General features: G+C 55.6%; 15 protein-coding genes. 4 read left to right on the plus strand and 11 right to left on the minus strand.

Going from position 1 to position 20,975, the window contains the following annotated elements:
• Positions 1–31: 31 nt before the first annotated feature.
• Entirely contained in the window at positions 32–916 is an 885-nt protein-coding gene (locus tag MKZ35_RS08150) for a transposase (protein ID WP_482511702.1), read from the minus strand.
• Positions 917–1,311: 395 nt separating this feature from the next.
• Here MKZ35_RS08150 and MKZ35_RS08155 point away from each other — a divergent pair, with 395 nt between their 5' ends.
• Positions 1,312–3,177, plus strand: coding sequence for a serine hydrolase domain-containing protein (locus tag MKZ35_RS08155; RefSeq protein WP_482512734.1), 1,866 nt, complete (start codon positions 1,312–1,314; stop codon positions 3,175–3,177).
• 426 nt (positions 3,178–3,603) lie between these two features.
• Positions 3,604–4,467 (plus strand): universal stress protein, encoded by an 864-nt coding sequence (locus tag MKZ35_RS08160; RefSeq protein WP_482512735.1) that lies wholly within the window; start codon positions 3,604–3,606, stop codon positions 4,465–4,467.
• A 244-nt stretch (positions 4,468–4,711) separates the two neighbouring features.
• Here the strand turns inward: MKZ35_RS08160 and MKZ35_RS08165 are convergent, their stop codons facing one another.
• Entirely contained in the window at positions 4,712–6,289 is a 1,578-nt protein-coding gene (locus tag MKZ35_RS08165; protein ID WP_482512736.1) for a flavin monoamine oxidase family protein, read from the minus strand.
• Positions 6,290–6,620: 331 nt separating this feature from the next.
• Here MKZ35_RS08165 and MKZ35_RS08170 point away from each other — a divergent pair, with 331 nt between their 5' ends.
• Positions 6,621–7,181: a hypothetical protein gene (locus tag MKZ35_RS08170; protein ID WP_482512737.1), complete on the plus strand. Its 561-nt coding sequence runs from the start codon at positions 6,621–6,623 to the stop codon at positions 7,179–7,181.
• Between the two features lie 294 nt (positions 7,182–7,475).
• On the opposite strand, the gene MKZ35_RS08175 is transcribed toward MKZ35_RS08170, so the two are convergent.
• From MKZ35_RS08175 to MKZ35_RS08195, 5 genes are all read right to left on the minus strand, one after another.
• Positions 7,476–7,688, minus strand: coding sequence for a TOBE domain-containing protein (locus MKZ35_RS08175; RefSeq protein ID WP_482512840.1), 213 nt, complete (start codon positions 7,686–7,688; stop codon positions 7,476–7,478).
• Between the two features lie 65 nt (positions 7,689–7,753).
• On the minus strand, positions 7,754–8,377 hold the full coding sequence (locus MKZ35_RS08180; RefSeq protein WP_482512738.1) for an ATP-binding cassette domain-containing protein: 624 nt from the start codon (positions 8,375–8,377) through the stop codon (positions 7,754–7,756).
• A gap of 222 nt (positions 8,378–8,599) precedes the next feature.
• Positions 8,600–9,187, minus strand: coding sequence for a class I SAM-dependent methyltransferase (locus MKZ35_RS08185; RefSeq protein ID WP_482512739.1), 588 nt, complete (start codon positions 9,185–9,187; stop codon positions 8,600–8,602).
• A 166-nt stretch (positions 9,188–9,353) separates the two neighbouring features.
• Positions 9,354–11,240 carry a DUF5916 domain-containing protein gene (locus MKZ35_RS08190; RefSeq protein WP_482512740.1) on the minus strand — a complete coding sequence of 629 codons (1,887 nt, stop codon included), beginning with the start codon at positions 11,238–11,240 and terminating at the stop codon, positions 9,354–9,356.
• A complete protein-coding gene (locus MKZ35_RS08195) occupies positions 11,237–11,905 on the minus strand; it encodes a carbohydrate binding family 9 domain-containing protein (protein WP_482512741.1) in 669 nt (222 codons plus the stop codon). Before MKZ35_RS08195 ends, MKZ35_RS08190 begins: the two co-directional genes overlap by 4 nt.
• A 742-nt stretch (positions 11,906–12,647) precedes the next feature.
• On the opposite strand from MKZ35_RS08195, the gene MKZ35_RS08200 reads away from it, so the two are divergent.
• Entirely contained in the window at positions 12,648–14,816 is a 2,169-nt protein-coding gene (locus MKZ35_RS08200) for a M3 family metallopeptidase (protein ID WP_482512742.1), read from the plus strand.
• A 265-nt stretch (positions 14,817–15,081) separates the two neighbouring features.
• Here the strand turns inward: MKZ35_RS08200 and MKZ35_RS08205 are convergent, their stop codons facing one another.
• The 4 genes from MKZ35_RS08205 to uvrA form a co-directional block, all read right to left on the minus strand.
• The gene (locus MKZ35_RS08205) at positions 15,082–16,410 is read right to left on the minus strand and encodes a leucine-rich repeat-containing protein kinase family protein (protein ID WP_482512743.1); all 1,329 of its coding nucleotides are present in this window, start codon (positions 16,408–16,410) and stop codon (positions 15,082–15,084) included.
• A gap of 184 nt (positions 16,411–16,594) precedes the next feature.
• On the minus strand, positions 16,595–16,981 hold the full coding sequence (locus MKZ35_RS08210; protein WP_482512744.1) for a DUF3037 domain-containing protein: 387 nt from the start codon (positions 16,979–16,981) through the stop codon (positions 16,595–16,597).
• Positions 16,959–17,759: a HipA family kinase gene (locus tag MKZ35_RS08215; RefSeq protein WP_482512841.1), complete on the minus strand. Its 801-nt coding sequence runs from the start codon at positions 17,757–17,759 to the stop codon at positions 16,959–16,961. Before MKZ35_RS08215 ends, MKZ35_RS08210 begins: the two co-directional genes overlap by 23 nt.
• A 263-nt stretch (positions 17,760–18,022) precedes the next feature.
• Positions 18,023–20,569 carry an excinuclease ABC subunit UvrA gene (uvrA, locus tag MKZ35_RS08220; RefSeq protein WP_482512745.1) on the minus strand — a complete coding sequence of 849 codons (2,547 nt, stop codon included), beginning with the start codon at positions 20,567–20,569 and terminating at the stop codon, positions 18,023–18,025.
• Positions 20,570–20,975: the final 406 nt, after the last annotated feature.

Here is a 20,975-nt window from a genome sequence, read left to right on the forward strand (position 1 = left end):
GGCCTTCATTAGAGTTTTTATTATTTGATAATCAGCAGATTGAGCAGATATTCTTGAAATGTGCTACTTCGGCGCACAAAGCGAAGGCATCGGTTAGCTTTTCCTTTTTTCTCATCCGGTTGGTTGTACGAAGCACGAAAAACGATTTGAGTCGTGCAATGACATTCTCCACCACGACGCGAAGTGGAGCCAACACCTGATTAATAAGGCGTTCGAGTGGCGTGAGTGGATGATTTTTTCGCGCCTTAAAAGGAATAAAAACATACTTGCAGTTAATAAATTTTTTAATACCCACAAAGCCTGCATCCACATGAATCCGATAGTTTTTTAAGGTTATATGTGCGAAAATTTCTTTGAAAATAGTGAAGTCATGCGTTCGGCCACTATAGGCTTTGCTGATCCACAACAGCCGGCCGCTGAGCGAGCAGATGAGCAACCATTTCAGGGTGTGCCTTTTTTTACCACTATAAAATTCCTCCTGAAGCTGCTGATTAGCAGCCCGTTCAATCGGAACTTCGGTTACGTCAATGACTAAATCGTCGATACCCGCGAAGAGGTCGTCAAATTGCGTCTGCTTGGTAAATAAAACGCGTTGTGTCAGGCCTTGTGCTTGCAAAGCTGCTTTTAAACACGGTTTTAGTCGCTCTAAATACTGGCTCACCGCAAATTCAGAAAAGCCGAAGTAGATGGCCATATTATGCAGCGTGGGATAGGCTTTATAGTAGTGCAGAATAAAAAATAAGGCTTCGCGTGTATCGGTTAAAACCGGGTTTGATTTTAGGTAGGGTTGCGGGATTTTGGGTTCATAAAAAGGCGCGAATAGCTCGTAAAGCTGGTCGAACTGAACTTGAGTTAGCCCGGTTGCCGCTTTGTATTGGTTGTCCGTTCGCAGGTTGTGGTAGATGCTGAAAGCCATACAAAAATGAAAAGAACTGTTAATGCCCACAAGCTACTGATTATCAAATAATAAAAAATCTATTGTATTCGAAGTAAATCTGTCATGCTTTACAGCATCATTCAAGTAGTCTGTCGTGCAGAGCATTCCGCGCAGAAAGCGGCGACGAAGCATTTCGCGTGCTTTACTGCTTTAATGGCGGTCATGCTGAGCTTGTCGAAGCATCTCTATTGGTTAGTACTCAATAGCACTATAGCGGTTGTTTAGCCTGTCAATTTGAGGCGCATTATCTAAAAAAACCCCCAGCCAGGCGCTCTGACTCCCAAAATTCTATAGCCACATCTATCTTTCTTATATAAATAGTAAAACTTCTATCTTTCAGCACCTCAACCTTTCTATTCCTCCCTAAGATTATTGTGAAAAGACTACTTCTGTTCCTCGTGCTGCTGGGGCCTTATTTCACCGCCCACGCCCAGCGCACCGCCCGGCCAATCACCACCATCCCCCAGCTTACCGATTCCATTGAGCGCATTATGCGGCGGGAGCATATTCCGGGGCTGCTGCTCACCCTGGTTACCCGCGACTCGGTGCTCTTTGCGGGCGGGCTGGGCCTAGCCGATGTGGAGAAAAAGCAGCCTGTGACGCCGCATACGCTGTTTCGGGTGGGGTCTGTCACCAAGTCTTTTGTGGCGGTGGGGCTGCTGCAACTGGTGGAGCAGGGCAAGCTGAGCCTCAACGACGAGGTACGCAAAATTGCCCCCGAGGTGCCCATCGACAACCCCTGGGAAGCCACTGACCCAGTGCGCGTGGTACACGTGCTGGAGCACACTGCCGGCTTCGACGACATGGGCCTCAACCACGTCTACAACACTACCGCCACCGACCCCAGGGGCGCGGCCGTAGTGCAGATTTTTCGCAAAGAGCTGCGCTGCCGCTGGCGGCCCGGCGAGCGAATGTCCTACTCCAACCCCGGCTATCAGGTGGCGGGGTATCTGCTCGAAAAGCTGAGCGGGGAGCCGTATGAGCATTATTTAGCCAAAAACGTGTTGCGCCCATTGGGTATGCCCGATGCCACCGCGGCCCTGCGCCAGGAGGCGGACCCAAAGCTGGCCCGCGGCTATGCTTACGCCGACGGCCAGTACCAGCCCGTGTCTTTACTGCCGATTTATGCGGGTCCGGCAGGCTCCCTGAGCGCCTCGGCCACCGACATGGCCCGCTGGGTGCAGTTCTTCCTCCGCGACTTCCGCACCCCCGGCGACACGGCTTTGCTCCAGCCCGCTAGTCTGCGTGACATGGAAACCGTGCACAGTCCCCTCGAAGCTCGCGCGGGCCTGCAAACCGGCTACGGCCTGGCCAACATGCTCATCAATCGGAAAGGCAAGGCCACGTTTCGGGGGCATAATGGGGGCATCGAGGGATTCATCTCCATGTTTGCCTACAACCGGGAGCTAGGCTTGGGCTATGCTCTTTCCAACAACGGCGGCCAGCCGCTCACCACCATCAGCACCCTGGTGCGGGAGTTTCTGCTGCGCGACCAGCCTACTCCGCCCCCACCGCCTACCCTGGCCCTCGATACGGCAGCCATTGCTCCCTACCTGGGCCACTACCGGGGCGGGGCGCCCCGCAATGCGCTAATGGGTTTCAGTACTCACCTGCTGGGGGGCATTTCGCTGGAGCGACGTGGGCAGCTGCTCACCCTCAAGCCCCTCATTGGCGACCCCGATACCCTCCTGGCTACCGGCCCGCTCACCTTCCGTCTCAGCGGCCAGCTGCTGCCGAGCGTGGCCCTCACTCACGACCGCGACGGCGAGCCAGTACTTGTTTCGCCCCAGGGCTATGCGCTCAAAGCGGGAATATGGTGGTGGCTGCCGCCCACCTTGTTCTGGATCAGCATATTGCTGGCTACTACCTCCAGCGTGGCGGGCCTGACCTGGCTGATTTATGCCTTGCGCCACCAACTACCCCGACCCCAATTGCTGCCGCGTCTGCTGCCGCTGCTGGCCACGGTGGCGCTAATTACACTTGGGTTTGCCCTAGGCAGTCTGGCGGGCAATGTGGAAGCGGCCGGGCGCGTGAGCATCCTAAGCGTGCTGCTCTTCGTGGCGCCGCTGGCCTTCACCGTACTCACGCTCTGGGGCCTGATTCTGACGGTGCGCCGCTTCCGCCTGTTCCGCAGCCGCGTGGTGGCCTGGTACCTGCTGCTCACCTACGGCGCCCTGGGCCTGGTAGCAACGGTATTGGGGACGTATGGGTGGCTGGGGTTGCAGCTGTGGAGTGTGTAGCCACTGAGATGCAGCTTTTAACCGAGTAAAAAGCAACGACACTTTACACTGCCCCACCAGAAGCCCCAGCCGCCACCGCAACTGGGGCTTCTTTTGCTGCTGGCTGGGAGCTGCGACCAACAAAAAAGCCCCCCAGCGTGGCTGCGCCCGCGCCGTGTGACCTGACCGCTATTTTCCTTTGCAACGACTGGTGCCTGACGCTGCTGGAGCTACTAAGGTATGGCTAGTGGCAATGCCCCACTATTTTGAAAAGAATTGGCTTGTTTGTATTTCACTTCAAACCGTTGAGTTGCTGACAGGAGCAACTCAACAGAGTGTAAAGCTGAGTAACGATATTTTTTTATTGAAATAAAATATGTAAATTATTACACCAGCCCTACAAAGGCACGCAGCCCCCGTATGGCCCACCATTCACCATTTACCGCCATGCAAAACATACTTGTACCCACCGATTTTTCGCCCGAGGCCCATAATGCCTTCGAGGTAGCTGTGCAGCTGGCCCACCGCACGCATGGGCAAATCACGCTGTTGCACGTAGTAGATTCGGTGGCCGGTTCCGGCATGGTAACTACCGGCGGCGTATCGGGTGGAGCGTCGCGCCACGGCGTGTTTATGGTGCAGCTGCTGCAACGCACCAAACACCGAATGCGCCAGCTCATAGCCGAAATGACCCGCACCGCGCCCGAAGTAACGGTGCACGACCGGGTGGTTACCGGCGGTGTGGATGAGTCCATTCTGGAAGTTATCCGCGAGCAGAACATTGACCTGGTGGTGATTGGGGCCCAGATTCATGCTCCCGCCTTCTTTCATTTATTTGAGCTGGATTCGCACGCCGAGCGGCTGGTGCGCCTGTCGCCCTGCCCGGTGCTTACCGTGAAGCTGCCTGCGCCCCATTTCCAGGTGCGCTCCATCGTCTTCGCCTCCGACTTCTCCCACGAAGCCGACCTTGCCGTGAAAAGTATGCGGCAGGTGTGCGCCGCCTTCCCCGAGGCTACCCTGCATCTGCTCGACGTAGTGACCCGCGCTGAGGACTACTCCAATGCCATCGACCGCATTCACGCCTTTGCCGACCGCCACCACCTGCTCAACTACGAGCCCGATGTCGTAAATGCCCCCCAGGTGAGCGTCGGGGTGCCGCGCTACGCTGAGCAGTCGCACGCCGACTTGGTGGTGATGCTTTCTCATGGCCGCACCGGCCTCTGGCACTTTCTGCACGGCGGCAGCACAGCCGAAAGCGTAGCGGTGCAAACCAAAGCGCCGGTGCTCACCTTCCACCCAGAGACGTATTAAGCGAAGATTTAAAAATTCATTATTGGCTGGAAAGCTGCTAAAAATGGGGCTTCACCAGACATGCTTTAAAAAGCTTCCTCGGAAGAGCGCATAGCTAGTTGCGACCAAGGTGCACACTGCTTAAGAGGCGATGTCCGAAGTAGCTAGAAGGCGGGAGCGAGATAGATGAAAGCGCATCCATCAACACAAAAAAGTCCCCCCAGCGGCCGTTGGGGGGCTTTTTTGTGTTGATGGATGCGCTTTATTAAGCTAACATCGCTTCACGCTGCTGCATCCGGCGCTGCAAGGCCGTACGACCATTGCCCCGCAAAACAGCCTGCACATCTTCGGCGGCCATGCGCCCGGTTTCGGCGGCGCCGTTCATGTAGCCTTGATACCAGGCGCTGCAGTGCTCACCGGCAAAGAACATATTGTCCACCGGTTTGCGCTCCGCCCCAGCAATCGTAGTGTACTGGCCCGGCCGGTAGCAGGCGTAGCTCGCCAGCGTGTGCGGGTGTGTGGGCCAGTGCATGCGCTCTACCCGTCCGTTATACTCCCCGCTGGTGGAAGGCCAGGCCTTCTCCAGCACCGGCAGGTAGCGGCTCACCTGCGATTCGGGCGTACCCGTGCCTATTCGCACTCCTTCCTCGCCGCCCACGTACACTGTGTAGGCCGACGCCTTGGTGGGCTGAAGCTGCCCGGAGTCCCAGCCGGTTTGCACAGGACGGTCCGAGAAGATGTAGCCCGTATAACCGTCGGTGCGCCAGAGCCTGCTCTTAAAGCCTAAGATGAGCTTGGCGTTGGTGCCGTAGCCCAGGTGTTTGATGGCATTAGTTTTCCAGGCAGGCAGCGGCACCTGAATGTCAACTTTGCGCAGCACAGTGAAGGGAAGCGTGAGCACTACGTGGTCGGCTACCACGTTGATAGAGGTGCTATTGGGGCGCTCAAAGGTCAGGACGTATTGCCCGGTGGTGTTTTGGACCAGCTTTACCAGCTTGTGCTGCAGGGTTATCTGGCCGGTAAGCTGCGCAGCAAGCGCGTCAGTGAGGCGCTGGTTGCCGCCCTGAATTTTGTAGCGCTCATCGCTCTCCCCAAAAATGTCGAAGCTCCCCTTGTGGGTATCGGCCGAAAACAGATACAGGAAGTTGATAGCTGACTGATCGTCCACCTCGCGGCCGTACTCAGTGAGATAGGCCACATCCAGCAACTCTCTAATAAGGCCCGTCATACCCAGGAAATTGAAATATTGGGCAATGGAAAGCCGATCAAAGCGCACGACGGCAGGCGTAAGCTTGTCGTAGGTAATGGTGCCCGGCAATGAACGGATATCAGCCGCAATTTGGCGGGCATAAGGCTGGAAATCCTCAATTATCTGCGCCACAGAATAGTGCTGCCCATTGAAGAAGTAAGCATCCTTTTGCAGCACCGCCTCACTTGGGCCCTGCACATTATAGAGCGGCAACCCAAACTCCCGAACCAGCTGCAGCATGTCGCGGTGGCCGCTGTCGATAAACTCGCCGCCCAGCTCAGTGGTCAGACCAGGAGCCATCACACCAGTAACCGTAAATATTCGCCCCCCGGCGCGGTTGCTAGCCTCGTAGATATCGGCGCGCACGCCTTTTTTGCGCAACTGATACGCACAGTTCAGCCCGGCTATCCCCGCTCCTACTATCACAATGCGCGGCTGCGGGCCTTTGGCATCGGTAGTGGCGGTGCCGCTCAACGCGGAAGTAGGTTCTACCACCTCAGCCTCGCAGGCGGTAAGCAGCCCACTGGCTCCTATAAGCAAACCCAGCTTGGCGGTATTAGCCAGAAAATCGCGCCTACTCTGACTGGTGGCCATATGAGCCAGCTCTTCGGCTCAAGGCGCCCCCGGTTCATTGGCGATAGTGGCTAGCCCGAAGGCTCCTTGCAGAGCTCGTAATAAAGGAGTGCGAGCTTTAAAATGAGGGGTAGATGATTGTTGCATACACCCATACAAGTATAAATTCGACTAAAATGAGATATACTAAAATAAATATTATCAAATAAAATCAAGTATTAGTCCACCTAATTCAATGAATATTTCTTGCGATACCTTCCTTTTTAAAGGCGCTACAGGCATTATAGGATTACTAAGAAAATGATTTTTCTAGTGCCAAAAACTGTACTATTTCTATATATACCACCTATATTTGACGGCTTATACAGAAACAGTTTTCACTTTATTTTCTCTAAGAATGTCTTTTTTACTCCGTAGCTTTTTGACCACATCTCTTATCGGAAGCTTATCGATTGCCAGTTTTGCTCAAACGGACACAACGGCTCACCTGGCCGCTGCTACTCCGTCGCCTTTGCTACCTCCTTCCCAACTGCAAGAAGCGAGGTATAAGGAAGGAAAATATAGAGACTATCTGATTAAGCGCTACCCTAAAGACAAAGAAGCCCGCGCCGTTATTCACTTATTTAGCCGCAAACAGCGTGGCGGCTTTTTATGGCTGACCGCTGGGGCCGCCACGATTGGACTTATCGCCTCCCAAACCGGCACCCAAACTAACGACTCAGGCGTTACAACTACCTTTGAAGTTAAGCCCCTGGGCTACGGAATACTAGTAGGCTTATTCGGAGGCATCGGCATCGGCAAGTTAGCCCGCTTCGGCGACGAAAAACTTTATCAAGCCTTGGCTAGCCACGATCAAAACAAAGCATTTCCAAGCTATGTAGTAAAAAGGCTACGGAACAAAGACCGTAAGTAACTAAGTAAAAGGGCGAAAGTCCACACCAAAGCAACGGCCAGTTTTGATAAGTGTTTTAACAAACTAATATGCCCCGGTGGCTACTGGAGTATATTAGTTTGTTTCTATTCGGCTGGGAGATAAGCTGCGTTCCAGACGTGTCCGGGTATTGGCCTCGCTCTAGATATACCTAAAAAACATGGTAGAAGTGAGTGATCAATGCCTTCTAGTTCTAGTTGGTTGGCCACTCTAAGCACGCACGCAGAGACAGTAATCTTGCTAGCGTATGGCTGTAGTTTGGTTTTTTGATAATGCCTATAAGTGCCAAACCCCATCTGCGGACAGCGAAATACCAACTGTATCGCCGGGTACAGCGCTGCCTACATTGGTACGCACCCTAACTGTACTGCCTGCCACCTGAACTTCAATTTCGGAGTAGGAGCCGAAAAAGCGCACCCTTTTTACCTCCCCTGAAAGATTGGTTTCGCCGACTGGATGTAACCTAAAATTCTCGGGGCGAATAAGCATGGTTTTACGCTTGGCTTTCACCCCAGCCGCAGCCGAAAAAGCCTTGGTCTGTGCGACGCTCGTAATCAGATTGTAAGTCCCAAATAGGCCAGCCACATATTCATTGACGGGTTGGTTATAAATCTGCGCTGGGGGGCTTTTTGGATAATTTGCCCCCCATGCATCACCAGGATTTCATCGGCCCACGAAAGCGTATCCAGCGGGTCGTGGGAGATGAGAATGCAGGTGATTTGCAGCTTCTCGCCGATATCCTGAATAACCGATTTCAGGATATTTTTATGCACCATATCCAGGTTGGAAAACGGCTCATCCAGCAAGAGTAGTTTGGGTGAAGAGAGCAGCAATTTGGCCAACGCAATGCGCTGCCTTTCACCGCCCGATAACTGGTCGGTGCGACGCTCGCCCAAATGGTCAATTCGGCACACCTCAAACAGCTGTTTCGCTTCCGCCACTGACAGCTTGTTGGCGTATTTTAGTACCTGCTCCACCCGTAAAAATTTGGGTAGCTCAAACTGCTGCGACAGGTAGGAAATACCCGGATTTCCGGGCATCAATTGTTCAGCTGGGCCTTTAGCTCTTCGGCCGTCAAACCACACTTCACCGGCACTGGGCTGCACTAAGCCGGCTATGGTTTGGAGGAGGGTACTTTTGCCCGCCCCGGTTTCGCCGGCTAAGGCAATTTTCTGCAATTTTTGTTGGGTAAAGCTTACGTCCTTTAGAATGTATTTCTCTTTTTCTCGCAGTGTAATTCCTGATACGGTTAATAAACTCATACAAGCGAAAAAGAGTGTGGGGTAGTCCTACGACTCCAAAGCCGTAGTACTACTATCGTGGAACAACCCTCGGGAACCAGACATCAGCAACGATAGTGGTGCTACGACTTTGGAGTCGTAGCACCACTGTACAGCCCATCAGGCAGCTATTTTACTGGCGGTGGCCGCGCTGCTTTGCGGGGCGTACGTTAGCACGTAGGCGGGCGGGAGATTTAACAGTACATACGTGTCGTCGAGGAGGCGAAAGAAGCGCTCGAACAGGCGTTTATTTTGCAGAGAATATTGAAACAGCACAAGCTTGCCATCCGGAATTAACAGCTGCTGGGTATGCTGCAAAATTCGCCAACCCAAGCGGCGCGGTAGTGAGGAGAATGGCAAGCCACAAACCACGTAATCCACCGTATCCAAGCCTAGCTTTTTTAAATGCTCGCCTGTTTTGTCGGCTGAGCCGTGGATGACGTGCACAGTATGCTGGCCTGCGTATCGCTCCTTCAGCAACTGACTGAAACGCCGGTTTACTTCTACCAGCACAATGGCCGTTTCTGCTTTTCGGCGCTGAATAAGAATGTCCGTAAAAACGCCCGTGCCAGGGCCGTATTCTACGATGCAGTGGGCGTTGGCAAAGTCGATGGGCGCCATTACTTTCTCGGTTAGCTCGCGGGGGCTGGGCACCATAGAGCCCACCGTGGCCGGGTTGCGCAGAAATTCTTCTAAAAAGGATGACATCATGAAGCGAATATCAGGGGCAGGAAAAGTCGATGCTGGCAGCAGATTGTACGACAGTTTTCGGCAGAAGTAAAGATTTTCTGCCACAATAGCTGCACGAAAAAAGCCCCCAGCGCCACTATCAGCTGTAGATAGTAGCGCTGGGGGGCTTTTTGGCTATCTGTAGCTACTTGTTTTTTCTGAAGGCCAGATAGTCGAGGTAGTACAGAACCTTAACGGAGACGGAGTTATTGTGGGGCGTGTTGATGGTATTGCTCAGGTTATCGAAGTAGAGCGGCGTGGCCTCATTAGCCTGCAGAAAAGACGTGCCTGCGTTCTTCCATACCACGCTTATTTGGGAGCCGGGCGCGAACCACCACGAGTACACGGCGTCCACGTTGAAGGCATTGTAGGTGTTGTCGCGGTTGCGGCGGTAGTCCACCAGCTGCTCCTCGCCGCCCGGCACCAGGGCCGAGAAGTCGGCGTAGCGTACGTTGCTGGTGTAGTGGCGCGTGCGCAGCGTGAACGACATGCGGTTGGTGAACGTGTAGGCCACCGACACTACATTCGACACCGTCGCTACGTCGCGGCGGCCCAGCATAACCCGTCCCATAAACGGCTCATCCATAGGCTCATCGCGGGAGAGACCGCCGTTCACGTACCCAATCTGGTTGACATCGAAGCTCCAATCGAGGCTGTAGCGGAAGGTGAGGTGGTCATTCACGCGGTAGCGCGGATAAGCGCCGAACCGGTAGCGCAGGCGTCGGTCGCGGGGTAGGCGGTTGTCGAGGGCATAAATACTGGAGCCGGCGTCCATGACCAAGGCGAATTTCTTGCGCGTGTCTGAGTTGAAGAACGCCACCAGGCTGGTGCTACCGGGCACGCGCACGTAGTATTCGCCCAAAGGAAACACGCGGGGCTCAAAGTAGTCGTGGTTGCGGGGGTCCACGTTGAAGTCGAAGCCTATTTGCAGAAAGTTCTTAGTGAACGTGGTGTTGGCCCCCAGGTAAAAGCTCGTGCTTTGGTAGCGCGTGGGTTTATAGAGCAAGGTGTGGCTGGCTTGCCCAAACAGATAGAAGTTATTCACCTTCCAGAACGGCTTGTACTTCCAGTAGCCCAGGTCCAGCGACTGCGTTATTTTGTTGTTGCCAAAGAGAATACCGAGGTCGTTCGGATTATAGGTATCCGACTCGATACCGTGGTTCAGGCCCCAAGTGAATTTGCCGCTGATTTTGCCCACGCCCACCCGATACTTGTAGCCGTCCTGGTCACTGATTTCCTGGTCGGAGCCAAAGGCTGTGCCGCGGCGGCGCGAGTACACCAGGCTACCATCGACGGCGTAGGCATTCTTCTTATCGGCGAAGCGAAAAAGCCCCCCAGTCACGTTGGCGTCGTACGTTTTGCCCCAGCGCGTAACGTTGGTATTGACCAGGCTCACGTAAGAATTATTCTTCAGCGACTGGTCCAGCACGGCAATGCTGTAGTTGCTGAAGGGCTGGGTTTGCACCTCGCGCTCTTCGCCGGTTTCGGTGTTGCGCACGGTAGCGTACACGTCGTTTGAGAGGGCATTGAATAAGCCAATTCCCAGCCCTGTGCTGGTACGGCCCGATACTTTGGTAGCGTTCAGCAGACGGGTTTCGGCGGGGTTGCGCACGATCTTTTCGTTTTCACCAGCGGCTACATTATAGAAGCCAATAGGCGTAGCGCCCACGCGCCGGGAGTAGAACAGGTTGCCTTTATTAAACAGCTCAGTGCCTTCGGTAAAGAACTGACGGTTTTCATTGAACTGCACCTCAAAAGGCGAGAGGTTAAGCACCTGGTTATCACTCTGCACCTGCCCAAAGTCGGGCACCAGGGTGGCGTCTAAGGTGAAGCTTTCGTTGATACCCCATTTCAAATCGGCGCCACCATTGAAGCTAGTGGTAGTGCGGCGGGTGCCGTCGGCGTTCAGCGGGTTGTGGTTCACGTAGGCCGACACGTAGGGCGTAAGCGACAGACGCAGCGGTGGCTCTACGTTTTGGATACCGCGCAGCTCGCCCCACTGGTTCACAAAACCGTCTACTTCCGGCTTCACTTCATTCCAAAAAACTGCGCGTTGTCGCGCTTACGCTGACGGGCAAAATTCAGCCCCCAGAGTTGCTCGGGCGCTTTACTGAAGCGAATAGCCGAGTACGGAATGCGCATTTCGGCTATCCAGTCGGTGCCGCGCTGGCTGGTTTGGGCGTCCCACACGGCGTTCCAGTTCCAGTCCTCACCGCTGGCCGGCGAGTAGCGCGCATCCAGCTGCACGCCGGAGGTGGTTACGGTGAAGTTGTAGCCGTTGAGCTTGTCGTGATAGGTATCCAGAAAAATCGAGAACAGATCGGTGTTGCCAAACTGGTCGCGCTGGGTCATTTCGCGCAGAATAGAGTCGGGGCTGATGTCGTGCATGATGGCGCCGATGTAGAGGTTGGCGTCGTCGTAGAGCACGCGCACTTCGGTTTTCTGCTTTTCGGGCACGCCGGGGTTAGGCCGCTGCTGGATAAAGTCGGTGGCGATGGGGGCCTGCTGCCACATGGCTTCATTCAGCTCGCCGTCGAGCTTAATCGGCTCGGTGATGCGCAGGGCCTGGAGCTGGCGCTTGGGGGCGGCCGTGGCCGACGCCTTAGAAACGACAGGCGTCTGGGCTACGGCAAAATGCCCCCCAGTCCCTAATCCAACCAGCAGAAGATAAAAACGTAGCGTAAAATTGAAAGACATGGCGCAGTGGAATTAGGAAAGAAAGGGTAGCTGGTGAGGTGGAAATAGCGGCAGAACAGCGCCCGAAAATCTGGGCGTACTAGTGGCTGGCAGCAGCAAAAAAGCAGCGCTAAAAGCGGTTGAAATAGAAAGGTTGACAGCCGCGTGATGCGGCCGGAATCAGCTAATAAAACAGTCTGCTTCTAACAGAAATTTGCTGCCTAAAGGATAAGCTGGCGGGGTACTGAAAACGAGAGCCAGAGTGTTGAACGAGGCGATTACCAGAGTTAAGTCTAAACGTTACAGCCGGAAGAAAATATTTTTGCAAGCGCAACAATCGGCCGGGATAGTAACCGTGTTCGGCGCTGGTAACTGCGCGATTTCAGCAAGGTTACAGGTGGGGCAGAAAAATATTTTTATGGTGGTGTAAATCGAAGTGGTGTTCCCCTATAGAGACGCAATATTTTGCGTCTCATCGTTGAACGACCAAGGCCGCGCCGTTCAGAAATAACAACCTCAGCAACGACAAGACGCAAAATATTGCGTCTCTACACCGTTCTAATAATAAATAGCAGCAGGGCACAATGCAGCTTTCAGGTGATAAGCAAACTACGTCCGGCGAAAAGGAACCGAAGCGCTCCTTGTTACCTTTCAGGCTCAAACTGACTTATCCACTACCTTCCAACTCATGCCCAAACCACTCTTTTCTCCTGGTAGACTTTTACTAGCAAACACGCTTGTCACCTTCAGTTTTGCTGCCTCTGTGAATTCAACTCCTAGCTTCGCCCAAACGACGGCCCCCACCTTCACCGCTACGGCCACCCGCCCCGAAAACAACGCTGTGCTAGCTCCCTGGGCTGGTCCTTACGGTGGCGTACCGGCCTTCGACAAGGTGGAAGTAGCCCAATTCAAGCCGGCCCTCGAAGCTGCCATGGCCGAAAACCTCAAAGAAATTCAGGCCATTGCCAGCAACTCGCAGGCTCCTAATTTCGAGAATACCATTACCGCGCTAGAGCAGGCCGGCCAGGCACTTGACCAGGTGCGGACCGTATACGGCGTCTGGACTGGGACTATGAGCAGCCCGGAGGTGCAGTTGGTGGAGCGGGAAATGGCCCCCAAAATGGCCGCCTTCTCCGACCAGATCACCCAGAACGAGCCGCTTTTCCGCCGCATTGAGGCGGTATATAATTCGCCTGACAAAAAGAAGCTGACGCCTGAGCAGCAGCGCCTGGCGTTTGTCTACTACAATAACTTCGTGCGCGCCGGTGCTAAGCTTGATGCGAAAGCTAAGACGCGCTTATCAGCCATTAACCAGGAGCTAGCCGGGCATTTCACGCGCTTCAGCCAGAATGTACTAGCCGATGAGACGGACTCGGTACTGGTGCTCAAAACGCCCGCTGACCTCGGTGGTTTGCCCACCTCCCTACGTGAAGACGCGGCCAAGGCCGCCGCTGACCGCAAGCTGTCGGCCGCTGGCGTGATTACGAATACGCGCTCTTCCATTGACCCGTTCCTAACGTATTCCGACCAGCGCAAGCTGCGCGAGAAAGCCTGGCGCATGTTTGTGAACCGCGGCGACAACGGCGGCGCCCACGACAACAACGCCCTCATTACCCAGATTCTGCAGCTGCGCGCCGAGCGGGCCAAGCTATTGGGCTACGCCACCCACGCCCATCTGCGCCTCGATAATACCATGGCTAAGACGCCCGAAAAGGCGATGGCGCTGATGGAAGAAGTGTGGACCCCGGCCGTGGCGCGCGTGAAAGAGGAAGTGGCCGATATGCAGGCTTTGGCCAAAAAGGAAGGTGCTACCTTCAAGATTGAGCCCTGGGACTACCGCTACTACGCCGAGAAAGTGCGCAAAGACCGCTACGACCTCGACCAAAACGAGGTGAAGCAGTATTTGCAGCTCGACAAGATGCGCGAAGGGATGTTTTGGGTGGCCGGCGAACTGTTCAACTTCACTTTCAGTCCCGTCACCAATGTGCCCGTGTACCACCCCGACGTGAAGGTGTGGGAAGTGAAGGATAAAACGTCCGGTAAGAATGTGGGCCTCTGGTACTTCGACCCGTATGCGCGCCCCGGCAAGCGTTCCGGTGCCTGGATGAATGCTTACCGCAAACAGGAGCGCATGGACGGCAAGCCCGTCACCACGATTGTTTCGAATAACTCCAACTTTGTGAAGGGTAAAGACGGTGCGCCAACCCTGATTTCCTGGACCGACGCTACTACTCTCTTTCACGAGTTTGGTCACGCTTTGCATGGCCTCTCGTCCAACGTGACCTATCCTACCCTATCCGGCACGAGCGTGGTGCGCGACTACGTCGAGTTTCCGTCGCAGGTACTCGAAAATTGGCTGTCTACGCCGCAAGTACTCCAGCGCTTTGCCGTGCATTATCAGACCGGTAAGCCGATTCCGCAGGCATTGGTTGACCGTATTGAAAAGGCCGCCACGTTTAATCAGGGCTTCGAAACTACCGAGTTTCTGGCCAGTGCTCTTATTGATATGAAGCTGCACCTGGCCGGCGACCAGAAGATTGACCCGGACAAGTTTGAGCGTGAAACCCTGGCGCAGCTAGGTATGCCGAGCGAAATTGTAATGCGTCACCGCACGCCCCAATTCTCGCACGTTTTCTCATCTGATGGCTACTCGGCTGGCTACTACAGCTACCTCTGGTCGGTGGTAATTGCGGCTGATGCTTACGGTGCCTTCACCGAGGCTGGCGGTCCTTACGACAAAGCCGTAGGCCAGCGCCTGACAAAACAGATTTTCTCCGTGGGCAATACCGTAGATCCCGCCGAAGCCTACCGATCCTTCCGTGGCCGCGACCCAAAAACGGAAGCGTTGATGCGCGAGCGTGGCTTCCCGGTGACGGAGGCCAAAGCCAGCAAAACCACAGAGAAAAAGGCCCCCAGCAAGAAGAAAAGCTAATTAACTAGCCCAGTAGAGACGCAACATCTGGCGTCTTGTCGTTAGCTTCGCTGACCTTCGGTTGCTGCTGTTGTTTAGTAGTATTCAGCACCTGCCGTTCAACGATAAGACGCCAGATGTTGCGTCTCTACTGGGCTAGCCCCTTCAAATTCTCAATTCAATAAAGCCTCAACCGCACCAGCAGCTGAGGCTTTATTGTTTTTGGGCTGGGCTACGCAACGTTATAGCAACAGCCCTTATTACGTAGGCTCTATGCCAAATTACGCTATGATATATCTGCCAAAGTCTGTCGAATTTCAGCAAACAACGGCCTGGCCGAAACAGTAGGTTGCGCGCACTGATGTTGCAAGTCCTTCAGCGTTTCTAGAACCGAGTCTGATACGCTCAAAGAGCTTTGGCAGCGGTCCACTAATTCTTCTAATAGACACCCAAAGGCCCGCACTTCCAGGCGTTGCAAAGCATGAGCGGTTTCAAGGTCTTCGCGGTCGAAAAAGCAAGCGGCGCCGAAGTCACTGAGCAGGCTGGCGCCAGCTTCCGTGGTCAGAATATTGTGGGCGTATAAGTCGCCGTGCATGATGCCGCGCTCGTGCAGGTGTTCGGCGGCGGCGGCAATACCGTGGGCAATCTGTAGCGCGGCTTGCACACTGAAAACGGTTTCAGGTTCGTAAACATCGCGGGTGCAGGAAGCAAAGCTGGGCGGGCCAGCGAGGTTGCGAAACGCCGGATCTATCAACTCCAGCACCAGACCTTCCGTGCCCTCAGGATGCCCGCCGACTTTGCCCTCCACCGCCACTAAGTTGGGGTGCGAGCCGGCGCTGATGCAGGCGGCCATTTCGCTGTGGGGCAAGCCGTCGCTGGTCACGGCTCCTTTGAACAGCTTCACGGCCACGCCTGATGGCGAGCTAGCCTGCTGGTGCCATTGTGCCTGATAAATAACGCCGGATGCCCCCTCGCCTAACCTGTGCTGCAAGGTTAGAGCATCCCAGTCGATGGTAGCAATGGGGTGCTGGGCCACGGCCGCCTGTTCGGCTTCCTCACTGAAAGGATTGCCCGCATACGCCAGCCATGACAGCCGCGGCAGGGATAAAAGCCACTGAGGCAACTCCCTAAACCGATTCGCTGCAATACGTACCAGCTCCAGCCGAGTGCACGCGGCCATGCTTTCGGGCAACTCTGTGAGCTGATTGCCGGCCAACATGAGCTTTTGCAGAAACGTGCAGGCCCCAAGCCCGGTCGGTAGCTCGCGGAGCTGGTTGTCCGTGAGGATAAGCCAACGCAAAGCTGGTGTAAGCGCCGCCGCCGGCAACGTGTGAATCTGGTTTGCCTTGAACCCGACCATGCTCAACTCAGGGCATTGACCCAATACCTCGGGTACGCTGGTAAACAGGTTATCTGAGCAGAACAGAATGCGCAGCTTGTGCAGCCGCCCCAGGTCGTCGGGCAGGCTTGATAAGTTATTGCCCGAAAGATTGAGTATTTCGAGCGTATCGGCCAGCTCAAAAATCTCGGTGGGAAACTCGGTTAGGCCTTCAGATAAATCGAGGCGTTTCGCGCCGGTTAGCTTTCCGGTGCGCAGTTGATTAAGCGTATGCATGCGGCAAAGGTAGGACGAGAAGGCTCCGGCCAAAGTTTGTCAAAGATTACCTGACTGCCTCACTCCTTGTAGAACGCGGAAAAAGCCCCCCAGCCATTGCACAATGGCTGGGGGGCTTTTTTGACTTCCACGCCGCTCATTTACCCAGGCAGCGTGGCCAGGATGACTAAAATAAGCAGTGGCTTTACTGCACAAGCTGAGCGTGCAGCCGCGCCAGTGTGGCAGCAGCATCTTCGCACAGGCCAGGGTGCACGGGTGAGGTTTGAACCACGGTGCTGCGGGTGGCCGTAAGCCAACGAAACCGCTCAGCAATAGGCAATTGGCCAATGGGACCACCTTCGGCGCGGCCCCGGCAAATACGCTCAAATGCCCGCAGACGGTCGGTTAGCTCCTGCATATCCAGCTGGTCGCCGGCAAAAGCGTGCAGCCGGGCTTCGGGCAGCTCAAACTGCGTTTGTAAAAAGCCCTGTGCGCGGCAGTACACAATAACGCCGACGTTGAGAAATTCCTCTCGCTCCACGCGCGGCACTACGCGCAGAACGGCGTACTCAAATAAGTGCTTGTCGGGCATGTTGCGCTTCCTGAACAAAAGTATCTGATGCGGCGAGGCGGGCTTCCAAAAACTTCACATAAGCAGCCCGCTGCTCTTGGGCCGTGGTATCTGCCGGAAAAGCTTCTAATAACCATTCGTCGGGCACCAGCTCCACGATTCCTCTAATAACATCGCCTGAAAGCAGCGCCCGACTTTCGGTGTTTACGGCTTCCAGCTCAGCAGCCTTAGGCAGTAGTACATGATCTTTTACCTGCGTAAAGGAACGTTGGCGCTCCGGTTGAGCCCAGCCGGGGCCAGCGTGGTGCACATACAGGGCCGCGCCATGATCAATCAGCCACAACTCCTTATGCCACATCAGCAGGTTAGTGTTGCGGGCGGTACGGTCTACGTTCAGCGTCAGTGAGTCCAGCCACACAATCTGCGACGCCAAATGCGGGTCGATGGAAGTAACCAAAGGGTCGAAGGTGCTGGCCCCGGACAAGTAATGCAGGCCCAGATTAACGCCGGTGCTGGCCCGCAGCAAATCCTGAATTTCCTCATCGGGCTCGGTGCGTCCGAAGGCTTCGTCGAGCCGGCAAAAAACCAACTCCGGCACGCGCAGGCCCAGCACCCGCGCCAGCTCGCCGACGATGAGCTCAGCAATCAAAGCTTTGATTCCCTGCCCTGCTCCTCTGAATTTCAGCACGTACAGAAACCCATCATCGGCCTCCGCCAAGGCTGGCAGGGAGCCGCCCTCGCGCAGGGGCGTCACATAGCGCGTTACATCAACGGTTCTCAAAGAAAAATCAGCCGGCATAGGCACACGAAACGGAAGAATGAAGGCCCGCAAAGGACGCATAATGCGGGGAGTATATTTCAAATAAGCTTACTTACTAGGTTGTCATGCTGGGGAATCGAAGCATCTCGCTCGCGTCGTTGCATTAAGAAAGGTGGTCATGCTGAGGAACGAAGCATCTCGCGTGTTTAATCCGAGTAGTAATCAGACGGCTGCACGCGAGATGCTTCGTTCCTCAGCATGACGTTCAACGTCAGCATGACCGTCTAGTGTTGAGTTCCTTACTACCCACCACCAAGAAACCGCGCCAAGTACGGGGCCGTGCGGCTCGCTTTTATCCTGGCTACTTTGGCGGGCGAATCGGCGGCTACTACCTGGCCGCCTTCGTCGCCGGCGCCGGGGCCCATATCAATCACCCAGTCGCTGCCGGCTACTACGCGCATGTCGTGCTCTACTACGATGACGGTGTTGCCGGCTTCTACCAGTCCGTCGAGCTGGGCCATGAGCTTTTCCACGTCGGAGGGGTGTAGGCCGGTGGTGGGCTCGTCGAGAATGTAGAGGGAGTTGCCGCGCTGCGTGCGTTGGAGCTCGGTAGCGAGCTTAATGCGCTGAGCCTCGCCGCCGGATAGCTCCGTGGCGGGTTGACCCAGGCGCAGGTAGCCCAAGCCCACTTCGCGAAGGACGGTGAGGGCGCGGTGTACCGATGGCTCGGCGGCGAAGAACTCCCAAGCCGCGTCCACGGTCATGCCCAACACCTCAGCTATGTTCTTATCCTGATACTTGACCTCCAATGTTTTGGCGTTGTAGCGGGCGCCGTGGCAAACGGGGCAGGGCGCATACACGCTGGGCAAAAACAGCAGCTCCACCATCACGAAGCCCTCGCCCTGGCAGTTCTCGCAGCGCCCTTTGGCTACGTTGAAGGAAAACCGGCCGGCATCGTAGCGACGCGCTTTGGCCATTTTGGTGGCGGCAAACAGCTTGCGCACGTGGTCAAACAGGCCCGTGTAGGTAGCCATATTGGAGCGGGGCGTGCGGCCAATCGGCTTCTGATCGACGCGAACCAAGCGCTTAATATGTTCCATGCCGCTCACAATTTGCCCCCCAGTCGCGATGGGCGCGGCGCGCTCCAGCTCGTCACCTTCGGCTTCTTCCTCGGCCTCAATAGTCTGGCCCAAATGTTCGGCGACCAGCTCCACCAACACCTGACTTACTAAGCTCGACTTACCCGAACCTGACACACCGGTAACGGTAGTGAGCACGCCCAGGGGAAAAGCTACTTCGAGCTCGTTCAGGTTGTTGCGCGTGACGCCCGTCAGCCGTAGCCAGCCGCTGGGCGTGCGGGGAGGTCGCGTGGGGGGCATTTCCTGGCCAAACAGATAACGGCGCGTCTGAGAAGCCGGCACTTCGGCAAGCCCGGCCGGCACCCCGCTGTAAAGCACTTCGCCGCCCTGCTCGCCGGCCGCCGGCCCCACATCCACGAGCCAATCGGCCTGCCGGATGACGTCCAGATTATGCTCGACCACGAACAACGAATTGCCACTCTGTTTTAAGCTCGCCAGCGCGGCCAGCAAGGCTTCTGTATCGGAAGGGTGCAGGCCAGCGGATGGTTCGTCCAGCACGTAAACTACTCCGAACAAGTTTGAATACAGCTGAGTAGCCAGTCGCAGGCGTTGCAATTCCCCCGGCGATAAGGTAGGAGTGCTGCGCTCCAGCGACAGGTAACCCAGCCCCAGATCGAGCAGCACCGCCAGACGCGCAACCAAATCGGCGGCAATACGCTGAGCCACGATAACCTGCTCCGGGTGGGCGGCGTCGTGCTTTTTGCGGCCGGTGTGCGTGCCGTCGGCGTAAGGTCGCAGCAGGGTAGCCACGCGCTTCAGGGGCAGATGCGAAAGTTCAGCAATATCCAGCCCTGCAAACTTCACCGATAGCGACTCCGGCCGCAGACGCTTGCCGTGGCAGAGCGGGCATTCGGTGCTGAGCATGTACTGCAAAGCCCGCTTTTTCATCAGCGGGCTCTGGGTGTTGGCGAAGGTGTGCAGCACATGGCGCTTGGCGCTGCTAAACGTGCCCATATAGTTTGGCGGCTCCCGCCGCTTCAGGGCGCGCTGGGTTTCGGCGGGTGAGTACCCAGGATACACCGGCACTACCGGCTGATCATCGGTAAACAGAATCCAGTCGCGGTCCTTTTGGGGCAGCTCGCGCCAGGGCCGATCCACGTCGTAGCCGAGCGTGACGAGAATATCGCGCTGATTTTGCCCGCCCCACGCCTGGGGCCAGGCGGCAATGGCCCGCTCCCGGATGGTAAGCGAGTCGTCGGGCACCAGGGAGCGCTCAGTCACTTCATAAATGCGCCCCAGGCCGTGGCAAGTGGGGCAAGCGCCTTCCGGGGTATTAGGCGAAAACGCCTCGGCGTAGATAATTCCTTGCCCGGCCGGGTAGTCGCCGGCCCGCGAGTACAGCATGCGCACGAGGTTCGAGAGCGTCGTGACGCTGCCTACCGAGGAGCGCGTGGTGGGCGTGCCGCGCTGCTGTTGCAAGGCCACGGCCGGCGGTAGGCCTTCAATAGCATCTACTTCGGGCACCGCCATCTGGTGAAAAAGCCGCCGCGCGTACGGCGACACCGACTCCAGATAGCGCCGCTGCGCCTCCGCGTAGAGCGTCCCGAATGCCAGACTCGACTTGCCTGAACCTGATACGCCAGTAAATACGACCAGCGCATCGCGCGGTATTTCCAGGTTTACGTTTTTGAGGTTGTGTTCGCGGGCTCCGCGTACGTGTACGAAACCGGTAAAGACTGTTGAAGCAGGTTGGGAAGTGGACTTGGGCATGCAGGAAGAGCGCAGAGTTGAACAGCGAATTAATCAGTCTTCCAGTACGTATCTGGCTCCGTATTATACGGGCAGCTACCTCCAGAACTTTACTGATGCTTGGTTATGAATCTATTATATCAGCTTTGCAATTCCTGCGCAACCGTAGAGGTGCCACATTTGGCGCCTCGTCATTGAATAGTATCAGTCTGCCATCCTTAATCTGGCGTCCGGCACGAAGGACCTTCTGCCACTTGAACTAGTAGCAACCCAACGAGTCGTTCAGGCGTGATAAGGTCCTTCGCGCTGCTCAGGATGACACGATAAACAACATCAGCACGAAGAAGACGCTAACTATTGCGTTGCTATGGCCATCTACTCATTGGTACTACTTTTACGCTCGTATCGTAGAACACAACTTTCTCCC

It is taken from the genome of Hymenobacter sp. R533113 (assembly GCF_056835965.1).

Coding starts and splice junctions, on each gene's coding strand:
- MKZ35_RS08150 (WP_482511702.1), bottom strand. CDS start 916: ATGGCTTTCAGCATCTACCACAACCTGCGAACGGACAACCAATACAAA.
- MKZ35_RS08160 (WP_482512735.1), top strand. CDS start 3,604: ATGCAAAACATACTTGTACCCACCGATTTTTCGCCCGAGGCCCATAAT.
- MKZ35_RS08165 (WP_482512736.1), bottom strand. CDS start 6,289: ATGGCCACCAGTCAGAGTAGGCGCGATTTTCTGGCTAATACCGCCAAG.
- MKZ35_RS08175 (WP_482512840.1), bottom strand. CDS start 7,688: ATGCTTATTCGCCCCGAGAATTTTAGGTTACATCCAGTCGGCGAAACC.
- MKZ35_RS08185 (WP_482512739.1), bottom strand. CDS start 9,187: ATGTCATCCTTTTTAGAAGAATTTCTGCGCAACCCGGCCACGGTGGGC.
- MKZ35_RS08195 (WP_482512741.1), bottom strand. CDS start 11,905: ATGTCTTTCAATTTTACGCTACGTTTTTATCTTCTGCTGGTTGGATTA.
- MKZ35_RS08205 (WP_482512743.1), bottom strand. CDS start 16,410: ATGCATACGCTTAATCAACTGCGCACCGGAAAGCTAACCGGCGCGAAA.
- MKZ35_RS08210 (WP_482512744.1), bottom strand. CDS start 16,981: ATGCCCGACAAGCACTTATTTGAGTACGCCGTTCTGCGCGTAGTGCCG.
- MKZ35_RS08215 (WP_482512841.1), bottom strand. CDS start 17,759: ATGCCGGCTGATTTTTCTTTGAGAACCGTTGATGTAACGCGCTATGTG.
- uvrA (WP_482512745.1), bottom strand. CDS start 20,569: ATGCCCAAGTCCACTTCCCAACCTGCTTCAACAGTCTTTACCGGTTTC.